Source organism: Kushneria indalinina DSM 14324 (genome assembly GCF_003385845.1).
GTDB classification, from domain to species: Bacteria; Pseudomonadota; Gammaproteobacteria; order Pseudomonadales; family Halomonadaceae; genus Kushneria; species Kushneria indalinina.
Genome location: NZ_QRDJ01000006.1, coordinates 372137 through 397492, shown reverse-complemented (window position 1 = coordinate 397492; position 25356 = coordinate 372137). Strand labels below are relative to the sequence as shown.

The following is a 25356-nucleotide window of genomic DNA, read 5'->3' as shown; positions in this document are numbered from 1 at the left end:
AGACCAGCAGGGAACCATCAGCAGATGACTGACGCTTCTCACCAATCCTGTGTGTTGATTCAGACGCTATCAGCAATGCAGCGTCTATCGATATATCCCCACTAAATGAGGGGGATAAACGCTCGTTTCAACCCCATGACAGGGCTCTCAGCGCTTGATCTCGCAGATCAGCTGCCACAATCGACCTGCTTCCTCACGAGTGAGCTTTTCGCCATTTCGCTCGCGCGCCTGCAGCGCTTCAAGCTCACGCTCCGGACTCGAGCGCTGGCGCTGCTGTTCAAAATGCGCCACCAGCACCTCGACTTCCCGATGGCGCAATGGCCCGGGGATCAGCGGCTCACGCTGTAACAGGGCAAGCAGTCGGCTACCATGGCTGCTGCCATGAAAATGCGCCAGTAGCACCTGCGAGGAACGATAGCCGCCGGCGCGAATCAGCCTGACGACTTCCAGCAGAAGCTGACCATCATCATCCTCGGGACACCATGCCTCACCTTCCGGCAGTGACTCGACCAGTGACGGCGAATGCACGATCAGATGCAGGATTCGCCCACTCGTACTCAGGGTCGCGGCGCCCTGCTGCCGACGAGGCGAGAATTTCGCAGTCGCTGGCGCCTGATGGCCGGCCCTGTGCTCCTGCTGCCGGGACGGCTGCGATGCGATCTGCGCCGCCACACCGGACCTTGCATTACCTTCGGAAAGCTCCTCAAGCGTGCCACGCTCAAGCCCCGTACGCTCACTGAGCTCACGCATCAAAAGCGACTTTAAAAGCCCCTGCGGCAGACGCTTGATGCCTTCCAGTACGGCGCTGGCGAAGCGCTCTCGATCCTCGATGCGGCGCAGATCGCGCCCTTCGCCGGCATGATCAAAAAGATATTCCGTCAGCGAACCCGCCCGCACGATGCGCTGCTCGAAGGCGTCACGGCCTTCCTGACGAACCAGCGAATCCGGGTCCTCGCCTTCCGGCAAAAACAGAAATCGCGCCTGGCGGCCATCAATCATCAATGGCAGCACGGTATTCAACGCACGATGGGCTGCCTGCCGGCCGGCTGCATCACCATCAAAGCAGAACACCACTTCGTCCACCAGACGAAACAGACGTCGGAGGTGCTCCTCCGTGGTCGCCGTGCCCAGCGTCGCGACAGCATAGTCAACACCATGCTGCGCCAGGGCCACCACGTCCATGTAGCCTTCCACAATGAGCATGCGCTCGGGGCGCTTTGACTGCACGCGGGTCTCGTAAAGCCCGTAGAGTTCTCGCCCCTTGTGAAAGACCGGCGATTCAGGCGAGTTGAGATACTTGGGCTTTTCATCCCCCAGTACTCGACCACCGAAGCCAATGGTACGCCCCTTCCAGTCCCGGATGGGAAAAATGACCCGATCACGAAAGCGGTCCCAGCTGCGCCCGGTTTCTTCCTTTTTGACCAGCAGGCCGTATTCGACCTGCACGTTTTCGTCCACGCCCTTGTCGCTCAGGTGGCGCTTGAGCACGTCCCAGCCGGCAGGGGCGTAACCGATGGCATAGCGGCTGACGATGTCGTCGCTCAGTCCGCGACGCGCGAGATATTCATGAGCCTGTTGCGCCGAGGCTGATGCCAGCTGCTGCTGGTAAAAGCGCGTTCCCAGCTCCAGCAGATTGACAGCCTCTTCCTGACGCTTCGCCTGCACTTTTGCCTGCTGGCGCTGCTCATCACTTTCTCCCTCTCGCGGCACTTCCATGCCGGCGCGACCTGCCAGTGCCTCGATCGCCTCGGGAAAGTTCAAGCGATCAAACTCCATGATAAACCGCAATGCATTGCCGCTCTCACCACAGCCAAAGCAGTGATAGAACTGCTTGTCGGCACTGACGGTAAAGGAAGGAGACTTTTCCTGATGAAACGGACACAGCGCTGAGTGATTGCGTCCTGTTTTCTTGAGCTGTACACGAGAACCAATGACATCAACGATATCCGTTCGCGCCAGTAGATCGTCGATGAATCGTTGAGGAATTCTGCCGGCCATAATGTCCTGCACTACCTCAAGGGTCAGTGGTCATGCCTGCCAAAGCGGAGTCACTCCTTTTGCTCGGAATGCTCGGTGCCAGCAGGTGTCTCATGTGGCGTTATCAGTGATGGCACCCGTTACCGTGACATTATCGGCAGTGGCTGATCCATCATTACCTATAAAAACGAACGGCCGCCAATGGCGGCCGTTCGGCATCCCGCTGAAGCGTTGGGCATACGCTCAGGTACGGATCAATACAACCGCTCGAAGCGCTTGCGCTCACGCTGCAGCTTCTTGGCATGGCGCTTGACAGCTGCTGCTGCCTTGCGCTTGCGCTCGGCCGTGGGCTTTTCGTAGTTCTCACGACGACGGACTTCGGAAAGCACGCCAGCCTTTTCACAGGAGCGCTTGAAGCGACGCAGAGCAACGTCGAACGGTTCGTTGTCACGTACTTTGACGGAAGGCATTAAGCAATCACCACCTTAAGGAGATCAATGAGGTTTGAATGTGCTCAATGCCGTCGATGCGGCACTTAAACCGGTCATGACATGTTTATCACGATTCAGCGAAGGCGCCGCGATCAGCGGCCAGAAGCACAGCCCGGTATTACAGGGCGTGTATTATAAACGTCGCGCCCTCGGTTTGCAAAGCGCCTGACGCGGGAAGTACAAACGGGTAAACTTGCCCACCTGTCGGCTGCAAGGCATTTTCCCTGCAGACCGACACCCGCCTTTGACAGACGCCTTTACTGGAATCAGGACACATCATGCGCGTACTGGGGATCGAAACCTCCTGTGATGAAACGGGAATCGCCCTGTTTGACAGCGAACACGGGCTTTTGGCCGACGCCCTGTTCAGCCAGGTCGACATGCATGTCGAACACGGCGGCGTCGTGCCCGAACTGGCCTCGCGCGATCATGTCCGCCGGCTGCTCCCCCTTATTGAGCAGGTACTCGCCGAGGCAGGCCTTGAAAGCCACGATGTCGATGCCATTGCCTATACGGCCGGCCCCGGGCTGGTGGGGGCGCTGATGGTGGGCGCTGCCACCGCCCACGGCCTGGCTTGGGCCTGGCAGGTACCGGTACTGGGCGTTCATCACATGGAAGGGCATCTACTGGCGCCCATGCTGGAAGATGAGCGCCCCGAATTTCCCTTCGTTGCCCTTCTGGTGTCCGGCGGCCACACCCAGCTGGTGGCGGTGCATGCGCTGGGCGACTATGAACTGCTGGGCGAGTCCGTCGATGATGCGGCCGGAGAAGCCTTTGACAAGGCCGCCCGCATGCTGTCGCTGCCCTACCCCGGCGGCCCGCATATTGCTCGGCTGGCCGAGCAGGGAGACCCGACACGCTTTCGGTTCCCGAGACCCATGACCGACCGCCCCGGACTGGACTTCAGCTTTTCGGGTCTGAAAACCCATACGCTGACCACCATCAAGGCGCTTGAAGCTCAGGGCGCGCTCGACGACCAGACCCGGGCTGATGTGGCGCGCGCCTTTGAAGACGCCGTCGCCGACACCCTGGTAATCAAGTGCCGGCGAGCACTGGAACAGACCGGTCTCAAGCGACTGGTCGTGGCCGGCGGCGTCAGCGCCAATCAGCGACTTCGCCAGCGACTTGATACCGCACTTGGAAAAATGGGCGCACGCGCCTTCTATCCCAGAGGCCGTTTTTGCACCGACAACGGTGCCATGATTGCCTATGTGGGTGCCCAGCGCCTGATGGCAGGTGAACGTGACGCACAGACCATGCTGGCCACGCCGCGCTGGCCGCTCGCCGAGCTGGCCCCGCCGGCTCGATGCCAGGACTGACTCAACACATCATGACAGGAGTGTCGGCATGGATACGGTACTGATCGAGGAACTGGCGCTGGAAGCCGTGATCGGCGTATATGAATGGGAAAAGCGTATTCATCAGCGTCTTTTACTGACCCTGGAGCTGGGCTGTGACATTGCAAAAGCCGCCCGCGACGATGATCTAAGCGCAACGCTGGATTACGCCGCCATCAGCCAGCGCCTTCAGCAGTACTGCACCGAACACAGCTTCGAGCTGGTGGAAACCTTTGCCGAGCGCATTGCCTCACTGCTTCGCGAGGAGTTCGGTATTGCCTGGCTGCGCCTGACGCTGAAAAAGCCCGGCGCCGTCGCGGATGCCGCCTTTGTGGGCGTGCGTATCGAGCGCGGTGAGTACCGCAGCTGACATGGCATTCGTACTGTTCAGTCTGGGCAGCAATGCCCAGCGTCATCGACGCATTGATGCAGCGCTTACGGCCCTGCATGATGCCTTTGGGGAACTGCTGATCTCGCGGGTCTTTGAAAGCCACCCGGTAGGGTTTGACAGTCCGTGCAATTTTTACAATCTGGTGGTCGGGGCCTCGTGCCCGTGGCCGGTCGCACAGCTCAATCAATGGTGCAAGCAGGTCGAACGCGATAACGGCCGGGATCACAGCGCGCCGAAGTTCAGTTCCCGGGCACTGGATATCGACATTCTGTGCGTGGATGACCTGACCGGCTGTATCGACGGCGTCACCCTGCCACGTGACGAGATCACCTGGAATGCCTTTGTGCTGCGTCCGCTGGCCGAAAGCTTTGGCGACTATCGCCACCCCATCAAGGGCACGCGTTATCGGGATTTGTGGCAGGCCTTTGATGCCGACTCTCAGACGCTCTGGCCGGTCGCCTTCGAGTGGCAGGGAAGACAAGTTTCAGCCCCCGAGCCACTGGAAGTTGTTACGCTGGCGCCAGCGCGCATTCGATAGCGCGACGCCGCTCGACATCGATCATGCGACCCAGCTCAGCGCCCTGATACCCCTGTGCCATGAGTGACTGCGGCGAGATCCGCCGCGCCCGGTCAAGGGCATCTGCAAGCAGGGTCACCGGCAAACCGAAGTCGCCAGTGGCAAGCATAACGAGCACCTCGTCCAGGCGCGCCTGCCGCCGCCAGGCGTCCATGGCCTGGGCCCAGGCCAGCACCTGGTCGGCATCGGGCGAGGAGGACAACAGTGCCCGGCTGCGTACGACCATCAGCGCGCGGTCGCGCCACTCTCCCGGCACGCGATAGCGTTCACACAGTGACGCCAGCGCCTCATGGGGAAGGTCAGCAGTCAACAGCGCCCAGCGCGCCATGGGCGTCTCTGCAGCGCTCATTCGCGCCAGCCCCACGTCCAGCACCTCAGCGAGTGCCGGCATCAAAACATCCAGCGCACCGCACTGCTGCAAAAGCTCGAAAAAGGCCGCCGAATCCGGCTCACCCAGTGTCCGCTCGATCTCCTGCCAGACCCGCTCGGCAACCAGATGGGCGACTTCGCCCTCGGCCACCATGGTCTTCATCAGTGCCATGGTTTCATCGGCCACCGCGAAGCCACGGGGTCGAAAGCGCGCCAGAAAACGAGCGGTACGCAGAATACGTAGCGGATCCTCAACGAAGGCTGTGGAGACATGACGCAGCGTACCGGAGCGGCAGTCCTCAACACCCCGAAAGGGATCCACCCGCTGCCCCGAACTGTCCTGCGCCATGGCATTGATGGTCAGATCGCGTCGCGCCAGATCCTCCTCCAGCGTGACCTCGGGTGCAGCATGCACCTCAAACCCGGTATAGCCGTGGCCGGACTTGCGCTCGGTCCGGGCCAGGGCGTACTCCTCGTGGGTATGCGGATGCAGAAAGACCGGGAAATCACGACCCACGGGGCGAAACCCTCGCTCACGCATCTTTTCGCTGGTGGCGCCGACGATCACCCAGTCACGATCATCGTGGGCGATACCCAGCAGATCATCGCGCACGGCACCGCCGACGCAGTAGACCTCAAGCCCCTGAAGCGGCTCATCGAGCTCAAAACGGATCACTGCGGTCCTGTCCCCTCGTCACGCACCACCTGTTCGGGATGGTGGTGCTGCCAGTGGGTAAAGCCGCCGTCGAGGCTATACACCTTTTCATAGCCCTGTCCGGCCAGCCAGAGCGCCGCCTGCTGACTGGAATGGCCGTGATAGCAGACCACCACCACGGTACTTTCCTGCGGCGTCTGCTCGACAAAATCGCCCACGCTGGTGTTGTCCAGATGCCGGCTGCCCGGGATATGGCCCTGACTAAAGCTGAGAGGATCACGAATATCCACCACTTCATGAGCAGTGTCGCTGTCCTGCCACTGCTTCAGGGTATCGTGATCAAGATGACTAAAGGACATGGAATCCTCCCTGGAGATGGGTGTGACGTCGCCTTCGCGGTTACTGACGCCTGTGCGCCGCCACCGTGACGACCTGATCGGTTTCAAGATTCATGGCCATCAGGGTACCGCCCCAGACACAGCCTGCATCGAGTGATCGAACATTGGCCAGCGCGCCTGGTGCGCGACCTTCCAGTGCCGCCCAGTGCCCAAAGATCAGACGCTCGGTGTCGCCCCGCTCAAAGCAGAACCAGGGTCTGAAACCCTCGGGGGCGCTATCAAGCCCTTCCTTGGCACTGAAATCGAGGGTGCCGTGCTCATCGATAAAGCGCATGCGGGTAAATATATTGATGATGGCGCGCAGACGATCATTGCCGCGCAGTGCCGGCTCAAATCGCGCCGGTTCATTGCCATACATGTGGGGAAGGAACGCGAAGAACTGGCGCGAGGAGAGCATGGCCTCACCTTCGCGCGCGTACTGCCGAGCCCGCTCGATGGACCACTGTGGCAGCAGACCGGCATGGGTCATGACGCACTGATGCGTCTGTGATTCGACCATCAGGGGCTGACAGCGCAGCCACTCCAGCAGCATATCGCGATCGGGTGCCTCGAGAATATCGATCAGGGTATCCGAGGGCTTGAGACGCGCGTGGCCAAAGGCAACCGCCAGAAGATGCAGATCATGATTGCCGAGCACAACGCTTGCGTGCTCACGCAGATCATGGACACGGCGCAGTGTTTGAAGCGATTGTGGCCCGCGATTGATCAGATCGCCGGTAATCCACAGATGATCACGCCCGGGCACAAAATCGATGGCCTCGAGCAGTTCATCGAACTCATGGCCGCAGCCATGTAAATCACCAATGGCCCAGATGGTCATTGTCTACTCCGAAACCGTTGAAGAAAGAGGACATCGACCCGCCCGAGGAGACTGCCTCCGGGTATCAATGCAGGTGCAGCGGACAGGCCAGACGAAAGGGCGCAATCGCCACATCAAATGTTTCTCCCAGCGCCGGCGCCATGAAAGTATAACTGCCCTCCATCACCCCGACCTGACTGTCGAGAATGGCGCGACTGCTGTAATTGAAGGGCAGCCCCGGCGCAATCATGGGCTGTCTGCCCACGACCCCTTCACCGCGCACTTCACGCACCTCACCGCTACCCTGGGAAATACGCCAGTAGCGGGCCAGCAGCTGTATGGAATAGTCCCACTGATTGCGAATGGCAACCCGATAACCAAATACGAAGCGCTGCTGCGAAGGGTCCGACTCCTGCGGCAGATAAAAGCTTTCCACCTCGACCACGATATCCCGGGCAGGCTCACTCATGGTGCGTTCTCGGACAGATAATTGGCGATCGCCACGAACTCACCAACGCTTAATGTTTCCGGACGACGCGAGGGGGTAATCCCGAGCGATTCCAGTGTCTCGGCGCTCAGGACATCGCGCAGATTGTTACGCAGCGTCTTGCGCCGCTGAGAGAAGGCACGCCGCACCAGATCCGACAGCAGCTCTTCATCATGCGCTACGTGGGGTCGTGTCTGCCAGGGTGTCAGCCGGACGATACTGGAATCCACCTTGGGCTGGGGCAAAAAGGCTTGAGGCGGCACATCAAAGAGCGCTTCCACCTGACAGTAGTAGCGGGTCATGACCGACAGCCGCCCCCACTGGCCCGTACCGGGCTCTGCTGCCAGACGTGCCACGACCTCCTTTTGCAACATGAAGTGCATGTCACGCACGGCATCGCCTGCACCCAGCAGATGGAAAATCAGCGGCGTGGAGATGTTATAGGGCAGATTGCCGACCACCCGCAGCGGCGGGCCGTCCCCACGAAATTCCCTGAAATCAAAGGCGAGTGCATCCCCTTCGATCATGTGAAAGTCAGGGTAGTTGAAAAAGCGCGTGCGCAAGCCCGGAATCAGGTCCCGATCCAGCTCGATGGCTTCCAGCGCCCCGTGCGTTGCCAGCAACTCCTCGGTCAGCGCCCCCTGTCCCGGCCCGATTTCGACCAGTCGGTCACCCTTTTGCGGGTGTATCGAGCCCACGATACGCTCGATGACCCCGTGGTCCTGGAGGAAATTTTGCCCAAAACGCTTGCGCGCCCGCATGGGGGCCGGTTGTCGTGACATGAAAGATCCTTGCGTAAAAGATAACTGCCTTCACTAACGAAAGGCCGCGAGGGTTGCTCGCGGCCTGTCATCAGCGCTGGCGCTCGAAAAGCATCCGGCCTGTTACGGTGCTGTGCCGCCGCCCTGCTCCAGTCGATTATCGACGTAGGCCGAAGCGCGGATTTCCTGCGTCCAGGCTTCAAGCTCCTCGTTGACCTTGCGCTGAAAGAGCGTGCGTCGAATCTGCTCACGCTGCTGCTCGGCATTACCACCGCCGCGCTTGTCCAGAAGGGTAATCAGATGATAGCCGCTGGGGCTGCGGACGGGCTCGCTGACCTCCCCCACGTTCAGGTTGGGGACCACATCATCAAAGATGCTGGGCATTTCGGCGCCGGAGCGCCAGCCCAGATCGCCACCATCCAGCGCCTGAGGCCCATCGGACTGTGCCGCTGCAACCTCCTGGAAGCCTGCCTGGCCCGATGTGATGGCCTGACGCAGCTGCTCGGCCTTGTCACGAGCTGCTTCAGCCTGCTGAGGAGTAGGTGCCTGCGGCACGGCAATCAGAATATGGGCCAGATGGTACTGAACATTGGCATTGCTGCCGGCCTGCTTCAGATACTGATCCACTTCCCGGTCGGAAATGTTGACCTGGCTTGCCACGCTGCGCTGCTGCACCTGGGTGATCAGAAGCTCACGGCGGATCTGCTCTCTGACCTGGCCGTAGCTCATGCCCTCCTGCTCGACCCGATCGGCAAACTGCTCAAGCGTCATGTTGTTGCGCTGGGCAACGCCACGCATCGCCTGGTTGAGGTCGCTGTCACTGACGCTCAGGTTGGCACGTTCGGCCATCTGCAGCTCGATCTGCTCGGTAATCATGCGCGAGAGCACCTGTCCGCGCAGCTCGCTTTGATCCGGCATGCCGATGTCGCGTGATTGCATCTGCTGACGCACCTGCCCGACACGCTGATCCAGATCGCTGGACATGATGGCCTCATCGTTGACCACGGCGACGACACGGTCCAGAGGCTGCACGGCAGCGACTGCCAGCGGCGAAACGGAAAGACTCAGCGCAAGGCCCAGAGCGGCTAGCGTGTTTGCGTTGCGTGCTTTCATGACATCTCTCTTTTCATCCATAAAACCGACGTTACGTCAGTAGTGCAGCAAGGCCATGCCTTGGCTACGGGTTACGGCCTGGTCACGTGCTATCGTGTGGCCTAATTGCTCACGCCGGTATAGGCGCCGAAGTCAGTTTCCCGAACGCCAGGAATGGCTTCGGAGAAGTAGCCGTCGCTGCTGCCCTGCCCGACACCGCCAAGTCCCTTGAAGATAAAGGACAGAAAGAGGCCGTGCTTGCGATCGTCATCGTCGATGCGGGCCGTATCGTTATCGTCGATATATTCACGCCAGGCGAGCTGAACCCCGTAGCAGCAGTCGTTGAAGCGCACCCCTGCCAGCGTCTCGAGCGTACGATTGTTGGTCTGATCATACAGATAGCGCCCAAGCAGTGAAATTGCCGGGGTCAGACGATAGGCCGCCGAGATATCGTACTCTTCACGGTTATAGGTCAGACGATCATCCTGATCACCGAAGGGATCAAAGTCCTGAACGGTCCAGCGATAGCCCAGATTGAGGATCAGGTTATCCGTGTCCTGATAGGTCAGGTACGACGAGGTCTTTTCGGTGCGATCGCGATGATCGTCATAGAAAAAGGACTGGCGCGCCGACCAGCGGTCGCTGATCTGCCAGTCGGCTTCGGCGACAATCGGCGAGCGATCACGGGTATTGCGATAGTAAAGCTCGCTATCCTCGTTGAGGACGCGATCCTCAAAGCGGGCATCGACGACACGGCGATCCTCGAAGTAGCGACTTTGGCCCACCGACAGTCCCAGTCGCTCACGCCCGGTGTCGTCTTCCAGAAAGCGGGTACTCACCCCGTAGGAGACCTTGTTGGTATCCCCGATACGGTCCGAGCCGCTGAAGCGATAGGGTGACCAGAGCTGTGAATAGGACAGCGGCTGTTCACGGGTATCGAACTGGGGCAGCTCGGACTGATCCTCATGGGGAACATAGGCATAGTACAGACGCGGCTCCAGGGTCTGGCGCCAGTCACTGCCGAAAATACTGGTGTCGCGCTCGAATATCAGTCCCGAATCCACCGAGAAGACCGGCAGCACTCGATTGGGTGAGTCATCAAAGTCCGAGGTGTCATCGCGGTCATGCCAGTTCAGATCATACTGGGTCGCCATGAGTTCGGCGCGCGGCTCGAAAAAGCCCCAGGAAGGCGAGCGGCGAAAGCCGACAGCGGGCGCGACGTGAACCCGGGCACCGGTGGCGGACTCCTGTGGAATGATTGAACCATCACTGTAATCCACATCACGCCAGAAGTAGGTCGCGCTGGAGTTGAGCTCCTCGTAGAAGCCGCCGGCCTGATCCCAGCGCGCGCTGGCCAGCAGGGCCGGCAGTTCGTAGAACGGCTTGTCATTATCGCGCAACGGGTCATCGAGTTTCTGATAGCCGCGGGCGCGCGCCTGCAGATTCCAGGTGGTGCCCTGATAATTCAGACGCGCCAGACGCTCAAGGTTGTCAGTGTCCTGCTCCTCGAAGGTCTGGCCGAAATCGTCGAAATAGTCGCCATCGCTGGCCGCACCGTAGCGCAGATTATAGGTGGTTCGACGCGAGAAGCGTCCGTCATGGGCGTAGCGTACGAACCAGCGATCCTCGCCCTTGAAGTCATTGTCATCCCCGCCATCGTCGTGACCGAGGTAATTGCCTTCCAGCGTGCCGGCGTCCTCGTCAAAGAGATAGCGCAGCTGCCCGCCGATCGCCTCGCCACGCCCGGAGATATAGCGCGGAGTCACGGTAGCGTCGTAATTGGGAGACAGGTTGAGATAAAACGGCTGGGCATAATCGAGCCCGGCTTCGCTGCCATAGCTGACGGAAGGCCACAAAAAGCCGGTCAGACGGCGATCATCGATAGGAAAACGGACCCAGGGCCAGTAAAAGACCGGCACATCCTCGATTTCCATGCGTGCATGGGTCGCCGTACCGTAGCCTTTTTCCTGATCCAGCGTGATGTCACTGCTGACCAGCCGCCAGAGACTGGACTGTGGCTCACAGGTCGTGAAAGAGGCGTCCTGAAGTCGATAACGGCCATCCTCCAGACGCGACAGCTGGCCGGCGTCACCGCGCAGGCGCTGCTGATGGGCCACATAATGGGCCTGATCGATCTCGGCAGCATCACTGTTGAGTGCCACCTGACCCTGATCACCACGCACCAGAAAACCGGGCTGACGATAGGCGACTGGACCCTGCAGCGATACGTTCGTGCGCGCCTGGTTGAGCGTGGCACGACGGGCTTCCAGCTGCTGCTCCCCCTGGCGCAGAACAACCTCGCCATCCAGCAGGGTTTCCCCGTTACTGCCATACCCGGCGTCATCGGATTCCGTGCGCACCTGTGACGGGTCGCTGCCGGCATCGATACTATAGTCCGGCATGATATAGCGGCCCCGACACAGCGCATTGGCGGGGCGGTCATCTCCCCAGGCCTGCCAGTCAAGTTCGCTTGCAGGCAGTGGCTGGGGCGCCGCCTGAGCCATGGTCGAGAGAAGACCGGTCAGCGAGGCGGCGGTCCAGAAGATACGCTGGCCCATGATCCTTGTTCTTCCTTGCAATGAGGCGATGTGATTGCTTTTAAAAATCGGTATGGTACGCGGCATTAGACACCGCAGCAGCCTGAAAACAGCGACAAAAGTGTTCTGTTGCGGCCATTGAGCGCTCAGCATGCGGTGCCGCAACCGTACCGTCAACCAGGAGTTCCCATGACAGCGCGCCTTGACGCCCTGCGCCACTGGACGGCATCTCATCATGGCCTTGAGGCCACGCCACCCGAACTCGAGATCGTGACAGATGATGCCAGCTTTCGGCGCTATTTTCGCCTGTCTCTCGGCAACGGCGATTCGCGCATATTAATGGATGCCCCGCCTGAGCGCGAAAACAGCCGGGCCTTTGTGGAGATCGCGCGTCAATGGCGCTCGCATGGTATCCAGGTGCCAGAGCTGTACCACGTCGATCTGGATCAGGGCTTTATCGAAATGCAGGATCTGGGCGATGACATGCTGCGCCAGCATCTTGCTCGGGCCGATCAGCGCGAAGCGCTCATGAGCCAGGCCATCTCGACCTCGGTGGCCATCGCAGCCCTGCCGGTCGACACCCTGCCCGAGTATGATGAGCGCTGGCTCACTGATGAACTCGAGCTTTTCCCGCAGTGGTGTCTGACCCGATGGCTTGACCTCCCCGTGCCCGAGAGCTGGCCGCAGGTACGTGACCAGCTGGTTACCGCGCTGACCGCCCAGCCTCAGGTGTGCGTTCATCGTGATTTTCATGCTCAAAACCTCATGTGTCATGACGAACGTCTCTGGGTCATCGATTTCCAGGGCGCGGTCCGCGGTCCGCTGGCCTATGACCTGGTATCGCTGCTGCGCGATCGCAACAACGCCTGGCCTGAAAACGATCAGGTGCGCTGGATCGAGACCTGGCGCGAGGCGGCACAGGCCGCAGGCATCATCGTACCCATGCCCCCGGAGGCGTTTCGACGCATGGTCGATCTGACCGGCGCCCAGCGCAGTCTCAAGGTGCTGGGGCTGTTCTGTCGCCTGGCCCTGCGCGATGACAAGCCCCGCTATCTCACCCTGCTGCCGCTTTTTGTTGAACACGTCCGCCAGGGCCTGACGGGCCAGCCAGGATTTGAAACGTTCATGCAGTGGTTTGATACCTGCTTTGTGCCAAAGCTGGATGCACGATTGATTCAACACCGCACGGCCAGTCAAGAGAGCTGACATGAAAGCGATGATTCTTGCCGCCGGACGCGGCTCGCGCATGCGTACATTGACCGATCACTGTCCCAAGCCCTTGCTCAGGGTGGGGGGCCACGCCCTGATCGAATACCATATCGAGCGGCTGTACGCGGCAGGCATTACCGATATCGTCATCAACGTCAGCTATCTGGGTGAACAGATCATGACGGCACTTGGCGATGGAGCACGCTACGGGGTTCGGTTGCGCTATAGTGTCGAGCCCACTGCCCTTGAGACGGCAGGCGGCATTCGCCACGCCCTGCCCCTTCTGGGTGAGGAGCCCTTCTGGCTGGTCAATGCCGATGTCTGGTGCGACATTACGCCCGATACTCTGGGGCCGCTCGGCAGCGATCTGGCGCGGCTGGTCATGGTCGACCCGCCCGACCATCATCGTCAGGGGGATTTTTATCTCGACGATACCGGCCGCCTGCACGAACAGGGAGAGGCGCGCCTGGTCTATGCCGGCATCGCGCTCATGCATCCGACACTGGTGGCCGATCTACCGGACAATACGCCCTGCCCGCTGAAACCCTGTCTGGTCAACGCCATGCAGCAGCGCCGGCTTGGCGGCCATCACCACAAGGGACAATGGTCAGACATCGGCACTCCCGAACGGCTGGCCTGTCTTGAGCAGCAACTTTCCCCTCGGGGCATGGCGTGATCATCGCCCCTTTATCAATGATCCCATGAGAGGATTTACCTCTTTATTCGTACGGAGCAAGACTCATGGAAGCCAGCATTAAATGGACCGATGGTCGACAGTTCGTGGCCGAATCCGGCAGCGGTCACGCCATCATTCTCGACGGTAACCCGGACAACGGCGGTCGCAACACCGGACCACGGCCGATGGAAATGGTCCTGATGGGGCTGGGCGGCTGCAGTGCCTATGACGTGATCAACATTCTTGAAAAGGCCCGCGCGAAGGTGACCGACTGTGTCACGCAGCTCAAGGCCGAACGCGCCGATACCACGCCGGCCGTCTTTACCAGCATTCATCTGCACTTTGTGGTCACCGGCGTTGCCCTCAAGGAAGCTCAGGTCAAGCGTGCCGTGGAGCTCTCGGCCGAGAAATACTGCAGCGCGTCACTGATGCTGGCCAACGGCGGCGTCGAGATTACCCACTCCTGGGAAATCGTTGAGGCCTGAAGGCGTCGAAGTCCCCTGACTGTCGACGGACCAACATCGTTTGGCGAAGCCGAACTACACTGGTGGCATGCCCGGCATTACGCCGGGCTTTTTGTGACTGCTGTCCCACATTTGCCGGCAAGCCATGCTGACACGGCGGCCGGGCAGGAGAAGGTATGGAAAAACCGATCGAAAAAAGGGCGTTTGAGCTGCTGCTGGTAGGGGTCTCGGCGGCCTTTATCTGGATACTGCTGCCCTTTTTCAGCGCCATTTTCTGGGGCGTCATTCTGGCCCTGATTTTCATGCCCCTGCAAAGGCGCCTTTTGAGTCTCTATGGTGGACGACGCAATCTGGCAGCCATCACCAACGTTCTGATCTGCATTTTTATCGTGATTATTCCGGTGACCCTGATTGCCGGCTCACTGGTGCAGGAAGGGACCAGTGTTTATCAGCGTATCCGCTCGGGCGATCTGGATATCGGTGCCTATGTGGAGCAGGCCCGCCAGGCACTGCCACCGACAGTCGATGGCTGGCTTGAAAGTACCGGCATAGGCGATTTGTCCCAGCTGCGCGATCGAGTCTCCGAGGGCGCCTCGCAGGGCAGTCAGATGCTGGCATCAAAGGCATTGAGCATTGGCCAGAATACCCTGCAGTTTTTCATCAGCCTGGGCATCATGCTCTATCTGCTGTTCTTTTTGTTCCGTGACGGCGTTCCGCTGGGTCGACGCATTCGTCAGGCCATCCCGTTAAGCGCACGCTACAAGTATCAGCTGCTCAACAAGTTCGTTACGGTCACGCGTGCCACGGTCAAGGGCAACATCATTGTAGCGGCCACACAGGGCGGAATCGGTGGCCTGGCCTTCTGGGGGCTGGGTATAGAAGCACCGCTGCTGTGGGGCGTCATCATGGCCTTCTTGTCCCTGCTGCCGGCCATTGGCGCCGCCCTGGTCTGGGCGCCGGTCGCTGCCTACTACCTGATGACCGGCAACCTTGTGGACGGCGCCATTCTGATCTTTGTCGGCGTGGTCATTATCGGCCTTGCCGACAACTTTCTGCGCCCCATACTGGTGGGCAAGGATACCAAGCTGCCTGACTACGTGGTGCTGATCTCGACGCTGGGCGGCATGGCACTGTTTGGCATCAACGGCTTTGTGATCGGTCCGTTGATTGCGGCACTCTTCATTGCGGCATGGGATCTTTTCTCCCATGAGAAGGAAGAAGACGAAGCCGGCGTCATTACCGAGCTTTCTCCGATCTCGACAGAGCCTCAACAGAACAGAGCACAGGAGACACCGGACAACGAACCTCGCGACAACAACTGATCAGTCGATCATGGTGGTAGATGAGTGGCGACGCAGACGTCGCCACTCGCAGACCCGGGCCCCGAGTGATGTGATCCAGCGCTGGCCTGCAGGCCAGCGCTGACCGCCCGCCTCAAGGGCGCCCCGGGCATGACGCGTGCTGTCATCGAGCATCTGGCGAATGACAGCGCGCGATTTTTCATCCCCGGCCGGCAGCGCCGCCAGCTGACGCTCAAGCGACTCCGCCTGCAGACTTTCTCCCATATTGACCAGTCCGAGTCCGCGGCCATGACTGCGTCGACTCAACAGCATTCCGGCCCCCAGGGACGCCGTATAATAAAAAGGCGTCAGTCGCGATGGCCGCCCCCCCAGTTCACGCAGGCGCGTGTCGCACCAGTCCAGATGATCGACCCCTCGAACCGACAGTTCATCCACCGGCTGATAGCGACTGCTGATACCCGTGGCAAAACGCTGGCCCTGGTAGACGCCCTGACCGATCACCCGACCGCGGTGATGATGGCGCAGCACTTCAATGGAGTGCCGGGTTTCGTCGGTCGTCATGGGCTGATTCCGCACCCCCATACCCGGCTGGGCACGACTGGCACGCGTCGCGCCCGGCACCAGAGTGCGCAGCATGGTATCGAATTGATCAACAAGGCGATCACTGCGCGTGAATCGACGGGACATGGCATGACTCCTGAAGGTCGCTCACGATGGAAAATAACGGTGGATGCCCTGACTATAGTGGCCATCCTCAGCGCTGGCGACGTTTGATGACAAAAGACGCGGTGCATGATGGTCATGCACCGCCCACTGCCCTCCCGTGACGCGCGGGCCTGTCAGCCGCTCTCAGCCCATCTGCTCACCGCTGCGATACCCGCCAGCCGGTTTTTGATGCCGATCAACCACTCCCCCGGCTGCCGCAGGCACCTCGCTTGTCGCCCCCCCGGGAAATCGCACGCTCAGCGCGGCAAAGGCGATCAGGGTGACCGTGATCCCTAAAAAGAAAAGCCCCTGCTGGTAGCTTATTGACTCCGAGCGAAACAGAAAACCGGCTGCCACGGCGCCCACGTTGCCGCCGGCGCCGACAATCCCGGCCACGGCGCCCAGCGCACGACGGTTGATAAAGGGCACCACCCCATAGGTCGCGCCCTCGGCCATCTGCACGAACAGGCTGAACACCACCATGGTGACAATGGCGATGCCCAGTACCTGCATCTGGGAAAACAGCATCAGCGCGATCCCCTCACACAGCAGCGTCAAAAACAGCCAGCGCACGCGTCCCTTGAGACCGCCCAGACGGGCAAAGCGGTCGGAGAAGAAGCCACCCAGCGCACGGGCGAAAAGATTCATCAGCCCGAAAAGCCCCGCGATCAGGCCGGCTGTCGCCAGCGACAGCTCAAAGTTATCGAAATAGTAAAGTGCAGCGATATTGTTGATGGTCAGCTCAACGCCGAAACAGGCGCCGTACACCAGAAAGAGTGCCCAGACGCGAATATCCCTGATGGCCGAGCCAAAGCTTGCCCGCGCCCCGTACTCGTTTTTGGCCTCGACGAGCTCACCGCGACGACGCAAATCATTGAAATTGCCCTCCGGGGCGTCCTGAGTGAAATGCCAGTAGGCAAGGCCGGTCAGAAACAGCACCACCCCCGGCACCACCATGGCCAGCCGCCAGCCCAGCGTTTCACTGACGCCCAGCATCAATATGGCCGACAGCACCAGCGGCATCAGGATCTGGGTCGTCCCGCCGCCCAGGTTACCCCAGCCGGCCGTGGCCGCATTGGCGGTGCCCACCACGTTGGGGGCGAACATGATCGAGGTGTGATACTGGGTGATCACAAACGACGCCCCGATGGCGCCGATGGCCAGTCGCGCCAGCAAAAAGCTCTCAAAGCTGTCGGCCAGACCAATCGACATGACCGGCAGCGCCCCCAGGCACAAGAGCCAGGTATAGGTCCGCCGCGGGCCGATGCGATCACACAGAAGCCCGATGAACAGTCGCACCACAACGGTCACCGCGACCGAGGCTATCATCGTATTGCCGATCTGGGTCTTGGTCAGATTCAGGTCATCACGCACGATGGCCATCATCGGCGCGATGCCGAACCAGCCGAAAAAGCAGACATGAAACGCAAACCAGGACAGATGAAACGCGCGCATCTGCGGCGTTTTAAACTCCAGAAGCCGAATGCGTGTGGCCTTGTTTCTGATCTCCATGACACTGCCTCGATAGGATGCTCGATGACCTCTGTCCGCTCATCAGGAGCAGGCAGACAGGACGATGATGTCGTCGTACTCGCCCCGGGACATGCGTCATGCAGGTACCGGTGGCGTCGTGACGACGATTAACCGAGCAAGACACGTGCCAGATTCGCCGGATATGGCGTCATGCAACACGATAACGCGGTCTTTTCCCCGTTCGACGCCCGTCCTGCGCGCAGCCATGATCGTTCCCACAAGCGTCGGGCCGGGTCGTGCACCACAACAGCGCAGCGTCCTGATCACACCGCCGACAGCGTCGACTGCTCTGGCTCAGGCATAAAGACCGGCCATAAAACGCAGCCATAAAAAAGCGCCTGCCGTCATCGACGCCAGGCGCTGTGTCACGGGGAATCGGATGGCTCAGCCGGCAGGCCAGCTCATCCGGCGCCCGCCCATCAGGTGAAGATGAATGTGGTAAACACTCTGGCCGCCCTGCTCGTTGCAGTTCATCACCACGCGATAGCCCTCGTCTGCAAACCCCTTCTCGCGCGCAATCTTCGCCGCCGCCAGATGCAGCTTGCCCACCACTTCGGCGTCCGCCTCGGTCAGATCATTGAGCGTGGCAATCTCCTTTTTGGGAATGATCAGTACATGCACCGGCGCCTGTGGATTGACGTCGTTGAACGCCAGCACGTCATCGTCTTCATAGACGATGTCGGCATTGATCTCGCGATTGATGATTTTGGAAAAGATCGTGGACATGAAACCTCCCTTGTCGAAAATGGATCGTTATCATCGATGCCGGAGCATTTATCGAAAGCGCCGCTGCGCCAGCAGCGCCTCGATCTGCGGCTCCAGAATCAGCTCGATGGCCAGCGGCATCTGCGACCCCGGCACCACCAGGGTATTGGGTCGCGTCATGAAGGCCCCCGACAGCATGGTCAGCAGATAGGGAAAATCGGCGCTGTCGCGGTCGCGAAAGCGAATCACCACGAAGGATTCGGCGTCCGAAGGAATCGCCTGCGGCTCGAAGGGGTTGGAGGTATCCACCGTGGGCACGCGCTGAAAGTTGATATGCGTGCGGGAAAACTGCGGCACGATATAGCGCACATAATCCTGCATGCGCCCCAGGATCGTATCCACCACGGCTTCATGGGAGTGACCGCGCATGTTGATGTCGCGATCGATCTTTTGAATCCACTCGAGATTGACGGTGGGCGTCACCCCGATCAGCAGATCAACATGCTGGGCCAGATCGTGATGGGAAGAGACCAGCCCGCCGTGCAGTCCCTCATAGAACAGTAGATCCGTACCGGTAGGCAGGGCGTGCCATTCGGTAAAGGTGCCGACATGATAGCCGGCTTCCAGCATGCGCTTGTCTTCGGCATGAATGTAATGGCGATAGGTGCCGGTACCGTGCTCGCCGTACTCGGCAAAAAGACGCTCCAGGCGGTCCAGCAGGTTCGCCTCGACCGCAAAGTGCGAGAGCTCGTGCTTGCGCTCGGGCTCATCACGAAAGATGCGCGCCAGATCTTCACGGCTATAGCGGTGAAAGGCGTCGCCATCGACAAAGGCTGCCTTGATGCCCTTGCGGGAGAACATGCGCTCAAAGGCGCGCCGCACGGTAGTGGTTCCTGCGCCGGACGAGCCGGTGATGGCAATCACGGGGTACTCGCGTGACATGGCGCCTCCTGAGCTGCAGACCCGATACGGGTGTTGTTATTGACGCCGGCCTGCCCGGCAGGCAAACCGGCGTGCAGCGTTATCGGTTGATGGCGCGAGCGGCAATATCATGGCGGTAAAATCCGCCTTCAAACTGCATGGCTGCCACGCCCTCATAGGCGAGATCGCGCGCCTTTTTCACGTCATCCCCCAGCGCCGTCACGCACAGCACACGTCCACCGAACGTTTCGATGGCGCCGCTTTCACTCTCGCGGGTGCCGGCATGAAAGACGTGACATCCAAGCTTTTGGGCCGCGTCAAAGCCGGTGATGGCATCGCCCTTGCGATAGCTGCCCGGATAGCCTTCGGCAGCCATGACCACACCGACCGCCGAGCGTGCATCCCACTGGCACTGATACTGATCGAGGCAACCATCGATGGCGGCCTCGCACAGCGTGGCCAGATCGGACTGCAGACGCAGCATGATCGGCTGGGTTTCGGGATCGCCAAAGCGGCAGTTGTATTCGATGACGCGTGGCGCACCCTGATCATCGATCATCAGCCCCGCATAGAGAAAGCCCGTGTAGGCATGGCCGTCGGCCTTCATGCCCTGAATGGTCGGCTTGATGATCTCGCGCATGACGCGCTGGCGCACACTTTCGGTCACCACGGGTGCCGGTGAGTAGGCACCCATGCCGCCGGTGTTGGCACCGCTGTCGTTGTCGCCCACCCGCTTGTGGTCCTGGCTGGTGGCCATCTCCAGCACGTGATTGCCGTCTGCCATGACGATAAAGCTCGCCTCTTCGCCGTCGAGATACTCCTCGATGACGACCCGGGCACCCGCATCGCCAAAGGCGTTGTCTTCCAGCATGTCCTGAACCGCAGCCCGCGCCTGCGCCATGTCCATGGCCACGATCACGCCCTTGCCGGCCGCCAGGCCGTCGGCCTTGATCACGATCGGGGCGCCCTGGGATTCAAGATACGCCAGCGCCGGGGCGACTTCCGTAAAGCTTTGATAGTGGGCGGTCGGGATACCGTGACGCGCCAGGAAATCCTTGCTGAAGGACTTGGAGCCCTCAAGCTGCGCGGCGGCCGCGCTCGGGCCGAAAATTCTGAGCCCCTCGGCCTGGAAACGATCCACCACACCGGCCACCAGCGGTGCTTCAGGCCCCACGATCGTGAGCGACACCTGCTCATTGAGCGCCACGGCCAGCAGTCCCTCGATGTCGCCACTGACGACATCGACATTGCGAAGGCCGGGCTCACGCGCGGTGCCGGCATTGCCGGGGGCCAGCAGCACCTCATCCACCCGGGGTGACTGTGCCAGTTTCCACGCCAGCGCGTGTTCGCGGCCACCGCCGCCAATCATCAGTACCTTCATGCCGAAGCTTTCCTGCGTCATGGTTCAAGCCAGTTACCCGTCTGGTCGGGCGCGTGTCGGGCGCATTATGTCAGAAAGCGAACGGGTCGTCCGCCCGTGAAAGCTGCGCTATCATCGCCGCCCCTGTCGATTTGCCCGCTTGCCTGGAAATGTCACCGCCATGAATCTGCTGCTGCTTACCCCTGACGATCTTGTCCCCCCCGACCGGGCCTGTATCCACGATAGTCGACGCCTGCGCCATCTTCACGAGATACATCGGGCATCACCCGGCGAGGAGCTGACGGTCGGGATGACCGATGCAGGCATCGGCCGCGCCCGCCTGCTTGAACTTGAAAGGGATCGCGCCCTGTTCGAGATTTTGCATCTTGATGACACGCCACCGCCGGCGTTGCCGGTGCATCTCCTGCTGGCCCTGCCACGCCCGCGCATGCTGGCCCGCTCGCTGGAAAACATCGCCACCATGGGGGTCAAGCGGCTGACGCTTTTGCACACTGCTCGGGTCGAGAAAAGCTACTGGCAGTCGCCCGAGCTTCAGCCCGAACGTATCGAGGCGCATCTGCGCCTTGGCCTTGAGCAGGCCCGCGACACGGTATTGCCGGTGGTGGATCTGCAGCCCCGCTTCAAACCCTTTATCGAGGATCAGCTGCCAAAGGCACTAACAGGGCATCGGGCGCTGCTGGCTCACCCGGGCATCGGGGAAAGCTGCCCACGCGGACTACCCCTGGATCAACCTGTGACCCTGGCGATTGGCCCCGAAGGCGGCTTTATCCCCTACGAAGTGGACAGGCTGCAGGCGATGGGCTTTGAGGGCATCCATCTGGGCGCGCGCATTCTGCGTGTCGAAACGGCCGTGGTGTCGCTGCTTTCAAGGCTTTTCTAAACCACTGTTGCGGGACGAGTTGCGTAACAACGGCGCGCGATTGCATGCCCCCACTACTGTTCCGCCTGCGCCGCCCGTGGCTGGCTGATGCGCGCACGCGCCAGCGCATCTTCCCTGAGCAGATGACGCAGTGCTTCAAACCGGTCCGGGTCATCGCGCTCGCCACGGTGGATCTCATCGACCAGCGTCCGCGCTGCGGCATGCGGATCCTCGGGCTCCATCGGCAGGGAGAGCTGATGCGACAGCGTCTCCCTGACCTGATGCCAGATGGATTCGCCCTGATACTGCTGGCGGGCAATGATCGACAGCGCGTTGGCCACCATCAGGGCCGAATGTCGTGCCTCCCCTTCAAGCGCCGGGATAATCTCTGACTTGAGCGTCTGACGCGTGATCTCCATCAGGTCACGCGCCTCCTCATTGAGCGTTGAAAGCGCCTCCCAGGCACCGGGGAGTGCCTGACCATCGCCATCAACACCGACATCGTTGGCCGAGTGACGCAGCCGTGTCGGGTCGACCTCGTCATCCACCGGAATCAGGCGCAGCAGGTCAAGCTCCAGCCCGGGCAGCAGATGCGATGTCAGCGCCAGCTCCAGATCGGGCTGTACGCCGCTGTCATGCCGAGCGCTCTGCTCCAGCGCGATCACGGCCCAGCGCAGCGTGGCCAGTATGATCCAGCCGTCGAGCTGCTTTTGATCAGGGCGCTCACCACCGGCATTTTCATAGCCGCGCAAAAACGCCTCGATCGAGCCCAGCCCGCCGGCCTCACCCGGCCCACCGAAACGCCAGCAGGGCGCACAGAACCAGCCGATATCGGCAAAGGCGTCGTTGAGACCGGCAAACTCCCAGTCCAGCACGGCCTCAAGCTGGCCGTCATCGATCAGGAGATTGCCGGTGCGAAAATCATTGTGGGCCAGCACGGTGCGTGATGGCGCCGGCGGGTGGCGCGCCAGCCAGCGCAGCGCCCATGCCAGCACCGGCTGTGGCTGCTCCAGACGCGCCAGCCGGGTCTGAAAATCAAACAGCTGCCGGGCCACCACGTCAGTCTCCTGGTGCTGGTGAAGGGCGTCATCGGGCAACGGCAGGGCATGAATACGGGCCAGCTCCGCGCCCAGCGCTTCTACCAGCGGCTCGAATGCGTTATCACCGGCTCGGGCGACCAGCGCTCGGGGCGAGGCCTCGCCCCCAACATGGCGCATGATCATGAAAGGACGGCCCAGCACGCTGTCGTCCTCACACATCCACAGGGGTTCGGGCACGCGGATACCGTGGTGCCAGGCGCGCTCAAGCAGAACAAACTCCTCGGCACGGCTGGCACTGATGGCCAGCGACGCGCGGGCATCGCTGCGCAGTACCCAGCGCTGCTCACCCGCCATGGGGCCACCGGTGACCGTCACGTCCAGAAGGAGATTGTCCTGTACGGCGCCGCCGCCCAGGCGACGCTGAGCGCTGATCACCACACTCTCGGCGCTGCTCTGCCGTGTCAGCCAGGCACACAGGGCCGAATCCGAACCAGTATCGGTATCACTCATGAATCGGCGACCCCCCACTGCCAGAAATCGTTGCCTTCACTGCGCAGCATGCGCGCCAGCAGCATCTGATGGACTTCGGTGGCGCCGTCCACAATGCGGGCCTGACGGGCGTAGCGGTAGATCCACTCCAGCACCGTGTCCTGCGAGTAGCCCTTGGCACCGTGCACCTGAATGGCCAGATCCACTGCCTTGTTGAGCACGTTGGAGACCGCCACCTTGGCCATGCTGACTTCCTTGCGGGCGAAGCTGCCCTGATCGAGTGCCCAGGCCGCCTTCATGACCAGCGTCCGACCCACCTCGATCTCCATCGCCACTTCGCCCAGCGAGGTCTGGATACTCTGGTTGTCCGCCAGCGCCGCCCCAAAGGCCTGACGCATTTCGACATGGCCGAGCGCCTCTTCCATCGCGCGTTGTGCCAGACCCAGCCAGCGCATGCAGTGGGTCAGGCGCGCCGGGGCCAGACGGATCTGGGCCACTTTCATGCCTTCGCCCACCCCAAGCACGACCTGATCATCGGGAATCTCGAGCCCGTCAAAGATCAGCTCGCAGTGGCCGCCGTGCTCCTCGGGGCCCATGATCGGAATGCGACGCTTGATCTCCCAGCCGGGCTGGTCACGATGAAACAAAAAGACGGTCAGACCCTTGCGCGCATCGTCACTGGTTCTTGCCACCAGCATGAAGTGCTCGGCAAGCCCGGCGCCGGTGATAAACCACTTGTGACCGTTGATCACCCAGCGATCACCGCGTCGCTCGGCACGGGTCTGCATCATGCCGGCCATGTCGGAGCCGGCGCCGGGGTGCGGCTCGGTCAGGGCAAAGGCACTGCGAACCCGGCCATCGACAATCGGCTGCAGCCAGCGCGTTTTCTGCTCGTCGGTACCCACCTTTTCGAGCACCATCATGTTGCCGTCATCGGGGGCCACGGCGTTGAAGCAGACCGGTCCGAAGATGGAGCGGTTCATCGCCTCATAGCAGGCCGCCATGCCCACCATGGAAAGCCCCATGCCGCCGCGGTACTGCGGCATCTGAGGCGACCAGAGTCCGGCCTCCTTCACCTCGCCGCGCAGCCGCTGCAGATGATGATCCACGATGTTTTCATGCTCATCGTAATTGGCCCGATCCCGCTCCAGCGGCATGATGCGCTCATCCACAAAGGTACTGATGCGCTGACGGTACTGTTCAATGTCCCGGGGGAGTGAGAAATCCATGTGATATCCAGACAGGTAGGAAGTGAGCGTCAGAGCGAGCTGACCATGTGGCCGCCATCGACCGTGAGCACGCTGCCGGTCATGTAGTTACCGGCCTCGCTGCACAGCAGCAGCAAGGGGCCATCCAGGGACTCCGGCGCACCCAGGCGTCTCTGGGGAATACGCCGGACCAGCTTCTGCCCCTGCTCGCTCTGGAAAAAATCGTGATTCAGCGGTGTGTCGATATAGCCCGGGGCCAGCGCGTTCACGCGAATGCCGTGGCGCGCCCATTCAAGCGCCAGACTTTTGGTAAGCTGCACCAGCCCGGCCTTGCTGGCGCTGTAGGCCGCCACGTGACCGGCCACCCGCAGACCGAGAATCGAGGCCACATTAACGATCACGCCGCCCCGTTCCCGGGCCTGCATGTCCCGGGCTGCGGCCTGTGACACGCGCATGGCACCGTTGAGGTTGGTATCCACGATATCGGTCCATGCCTCCATCTCACGTGACATCGCCGAGGTCGTGTCCGTAATGCCGGCGTTGTTGACCACGATATCCGGGCCCTGCCCCGCCTCAAGCGCCAGCGTCTCGAGCGCGCGATTCACATCGTCTTCATCACGAATGTCCATGTCACATACCCAGACCCTGACGCCCCGGGCACGCAATTCGTCGGCCTGCGCCTCAAGCGGCGCCCGGCGCCGGCCGGTCAGCATCAGTGATGCTCCGGCACTGCCAAGCACCTGACTGAAATGCGCGCCCAGCCCGCTGGCGGCACCCGTAATCAACGCCACCTGACCGTCCAGGCGCAGGCGCTTTTCAATATCCGCCGTCATCGCTGCTCCAGCATCGGGTTCCATAAATGACTCACACATGCCAACACATAATTATATTCAATATTAAATATAAACGATGTATGCAGCCGCAGAAATTAATCAAGAATAACCTTCAAACTACGACGTATTTTCCGGCCTGGGTGTGCCGTATCGACCATGTC

26 protein-coding genes are annotated in these 25356 nt (G+C 61.0%); 9 read left to right on the top strand and 17 right to left on the bottom strand.

The annotated features are described in order from the left end of the window. Positions 1-147: 147 nt before the first annotated feature. Together dnaG and rpsU are read right to left on the bottom strand one after the other, a co-directional pair. The gene (gene dnaG / locus C8D72_RS01880) at positions 148-1998 is read right to left on the bottom strand and encodes a DNA primase (protein ID WP_115852713.1); all 1851 of its coding nucleotides are present in this window, start codon (positions 1996-1998) and stop codon (positions 148-150) included. 233 nt (positions 1999-2231) lie between these two features. Next, the gene (rpsU, locus tag C8D72_RS01875) at positions 2232-2447 is read right to left on the bottom strand and encodes a 30S ribosomal protein S21 (RefSeq protein WP_086622362.1); all 216 of its coding nucleotides are present in this window, start codon (positions 2445-2447) and stop codon (positions 2232-2234) included. 34 nt (positions 2448-2481) lie between these two features. Between rpsU and C8D72_RS17490 the strand changes: the two genes are divergently transcribed. From C8D72_RS17490 to folK, 4 genes are all read left to right on the top strand, one after another. After that, complete coding sequence (locus tag C8D72_RS17490; protein ID WP_170140459.1) at positions 2482-2637, top strand: hypothetical protein; 156 nt, start codon at positions 2482-2484, stop codon at positions 2635-2637. Between the two features lie 109 nt (positions 2638-2746). Beyond that, on the top strand, positions 2747-3787 hold the full coding sequence (tsaD, locus tag C8D72_RS01870) for a tRNA (adenosine(37)-N6)-threonylcarbamoyltransferase complex transferase subunit TsaD (protein WP_115852712.1): 1041 nt from the start codon (positions 2747-2749) through the stop codon (positions 3785-3787). A gap of 28 nt (positions 3788-3815) precedes the next feature. Continuing rightward, entirely contained in the window at positions 3816-4175 is a 360-nt protein-coding gene (folB, locus tag C8D72_RS01865) for a dihydroneopterin aldolase (protein ID WP_115852711.1), read from the top strand. A 1-nt stretch (position 4176) separates the two neighbouring features. Next, positions 4177-4734 carry a 2-amino-4-hydroxy-6-hydroxymethyldihydropteridine diphosphokinase gene (gene folK, locus C8D72_RS01860; protein ID WP_115852710.1) on the top strand — a complete coding sequence of 186 codons (558 nt, stop codon included), beginning with the start codon at positions 4177-4179 and terminating at the stop codon, positions 4732-4734. Here folK and C8D72_RS01855 read toward each other — a convergent pair. The 7 genes from C8D72_RS01855 to C8D72_RS01825 form a co-directional block, all read right to left on the bottom strand. Further along, positions 4706-5818, bottom strand: a complete 1113-nt coding sequence (locus tag C8D72_RS01855) for a tRNA nucleotidyltransferase/poly(A) polymerase-related protein (protein WP_342768052.1) — start codon at positions 5816-5818, stop codon at positions 4706-4708. The genes folK and C8D72_RS01855 overlap by 29 nt on opposite strands. After that, entirely contained in the window at positions 5815-6156 is a 342-nt protein-coding gene (gene glpE, locus C8D72_RS01850) for a thiosulfate sulfurtransferase GlpE (RefSeq protein WP_115852709.1), read from the bottom strand. The genes C8D72_RS01855 and glpE overlap by 4 nt, the downstream gene beginning before the upstream one ends. A 40-nt stretch (positions 6157-6196) precedes the next feature. Further along, positions 6197-7015 (bottom strand): symmetrical bis(5'-nucleosyl)-tetraphosphatase, encoded by an 819-nt coding sequence (locus C8D72_RS01845; protein WP_115852708.1) that lies wholly within the window; start codon positions 7013-7015, stop codon positions 6197-6199. 64 nt (positions 7016-7079) lie between these two features. Beyond that, the gene (gene apaG / locus C8D72_RS01840; RefSeq protein ID WP_115852707.1) at positions 7080-7463 is read right to left on the bottom strand and encodes a Co2+/Mg2+ efflux protein ApaG; all 384 of its coding nucleotides are present in this window, start codon (positions 7461-7463) and stop codon (positions 7080-7082) included. Further along, complete coding sequence (rsmA, locus tag C8D72_RS01835) at positions 7460-8263, bottom strand: 16S rRNA (adenine(1518)-N(6)/adenine(1519)-N(6))-dimethyltransferase RsmA (protein ID WP_115852706.1); 804 nt, start codon at positions 8261-8263, stop codon at positions 7460-7462. The genes apaG and rsmA overlap by 4 nt, the downstream gene beginning before the upstream one ends. 102 nt (positions 8264-8365) lie before the next feature. Then, entirely contained in the window at positions 8366-9355 is a 990-nt protein-coding gene (locus tag C8D72_RS01830; RefSeq protein ID WP_115852705.1) for a peptidylprolyl isomerase, read from the bottom strand. A gap of 101 nt (positions 9356-9456) precedes the next feature. After that, positions 9457-11892: an LPS-assembly protein LptD gene (locus C8D72_RS01825; RefSeq protein WP_115852704.1), complete on the bottom strand. Its 2436-nt coding sequence runs from the start codon at positions 11890-11892 to the stop codon at positions 9457-9459. Positions 11893-12060: 168 nt separating this feature from the next. Here C8D72_RS01825 and C8D72_RS01820 point away from each other — a divergent pair, with 168 nt between their 5' ends. From C8D72_RS01820 to C8D72_RS01805, 4 genes are all read left to right on the top strand, one after another. After that, complete coding sequence (locus C8D72_RS01820; protein WP_115852703.1) at positions 12061-13077, top strand: aminoglycoside phosphotransferase family protein; 1017 nt, start codon at positions 12061-12063, stop codon at positions 13075-13077. Between the two features lies 1 nt (position 13078). Then, positions 13079-13756, top strand: a complete 678-nt coding sequence (gene murU, locus C8D72_RS01815) for an N-acetylmuramate alpha-1-phosphate uridylyltransferase MurU (protein WP_115852702.1) — start codon at positions 13079-13081, stop codon at positions 13754-13756. Between the two features lie 65 nt (positions 13757-13821). Next, positions 13822-14241: an OsmC family protein gene (locus C8D72_RS01810; RefSeq protein ID WP_115852701.1), complete on the top strand. Its 420-nt coding sequence runs from the start codon at positions 13822-13824 to the stop codon at positions 14239-14241. Positions 14242-14396: 155 nt separating this feature from the next. Further along, entirely contained in the window at positions 14397-15542 is a 1146-nt protein-coding gene (locus C8D72_RS01805; protein WP_115852700.1) for an AI-2E family transporter, read from the top strand. Here the strand turns inward: C8D72_RS01805 and C8D72_RS01800 are convergent, their stop codons facing one another. The 5 genes from C8D72_RS01800 to purD all read right to left on the bottom strand — a co-directional run bounded on the left by C8D72_RS01800 (position 15543) and on the right by purD (position 20766). Next, positions 15543-16208, bottom strand: coding sequence for a 3-demethoxyubiquinol 3-hydroxylase (locus C8D72_RS01800; RefSeq protein WP_115852699.1), 666 nt, complete (start codon positions 16206-16208; stop codon positions 15543-15545). It lies immediately after the preceding gene. 162 nt (positions 16209-16370) lie between these two features. Further along, on the bottom strand, positions 16371-17738 hold the full coding sequence (locus C8D72_RS01795; RefSeq protein ID WP_115852698.1) for a NarK family nitrate/nitrite MFS transporter: 1368 nt from the start codon (positions 17736-17738) through the stop codon (positions 16371-16373). Between the two features lie 405 nt (positions 17739-18143). Next, entirely contained in the window at positions 18144-18485 is a 342-nt protein-coding gene (locus C8D72_RS01790; protein WP_115852697.1) for a histidine triad nucleotide-binding protein, read from the bottom strand. 48 nt (positions 18486-18533) lie between these two features. Then, on the bottom strand, positions 18534-19406 hold the full coding sequence (locus C8D72_RS01785; protein ID WP_115852696.1) for a phosphoribulokinase: 873 nt from the start codon (positions 19404-19406) through the stop codon (positions 18534-18536). A gap of 79 nt (positions 19407-19485) precedes the next feature. Continuing rightward, positions 19486-20766: a phosphoribosylamine--glycine ligase gene (gene purD, locus C8D72_RS01780; RefSeq protein ID WP_115852695.1), complete on the bottom strand. Its 1281-nt coding sequence runs from the start codon at positions 20764-20766 to the stop codon at positions 19486-19488. A 160-nt stretch (positions 20767-20926) separates the two neighbouring features. Here purD and C8D72_RS01775 point away from each other — a divergent pair, with 160 nt between their 5' ends. Continuing rightward, positions 20927-21646, top strand: coding sequence for a 16S rRNA (uracil(1498)-N(3))-methyltransferase (locus C8D72_RS01775; RefSeq protein WP_115852694.1), 720 nt, complete (start codon positions 20927-20929; stop codon positions 21644-21646). Positions 21647-21699: 53 nt separating this feature from the next. Here C8D72_RS01775 and C8D72_RS01770 read toward each other — a convergent pair whose 3' ends face one another. From C8D72_RS01770 to C8D72_RS01760, 3 genes are read right to left on the bottom strand one after another with little or no spacing between them, the layout of a single operon-like run. Continuing rightward, entirely contained in the window at positions 21700-23175 is a 1476-nt protein-coding gene (locus C8D72_RS01770) for a phosphotransferase family protein (RefSeq protein ID WP_115852693.1), read from the bottom strand. Next, positions 23172-24383 carry an acyl-CoA dehydrogenase family protein gene (locus C8D72_RS01765; RefSeq protein WP_115852692.1) on the bottom strand — a complete coding sequence of 404 codons (1212 nt, stop codon included), beginning with the start codon at positions 24381-24383 and terminating at the stop codon, positions 23172-23174. The genes C8D72_RS01770 and C8D72_RS01765 overlap by 4 nt, the downstream gene beginning before the upstream one ends. A gap of 29 nt (positions 24384-24412) precedes the next feature. After that, positions 24413-25195: an SDR family NAD(P)-dependent oxidoreductase gene (locus C8D72_RS01760; RefSeq protein ID WP_115852691.1), complete on the bottom strand. Its 783-nt coding sequence runs from the start codon at positions 25193-25195 to the stop codon at positions 24413-24415. Positions 25196-25356 lie beyond the last annotated feature (161 nt).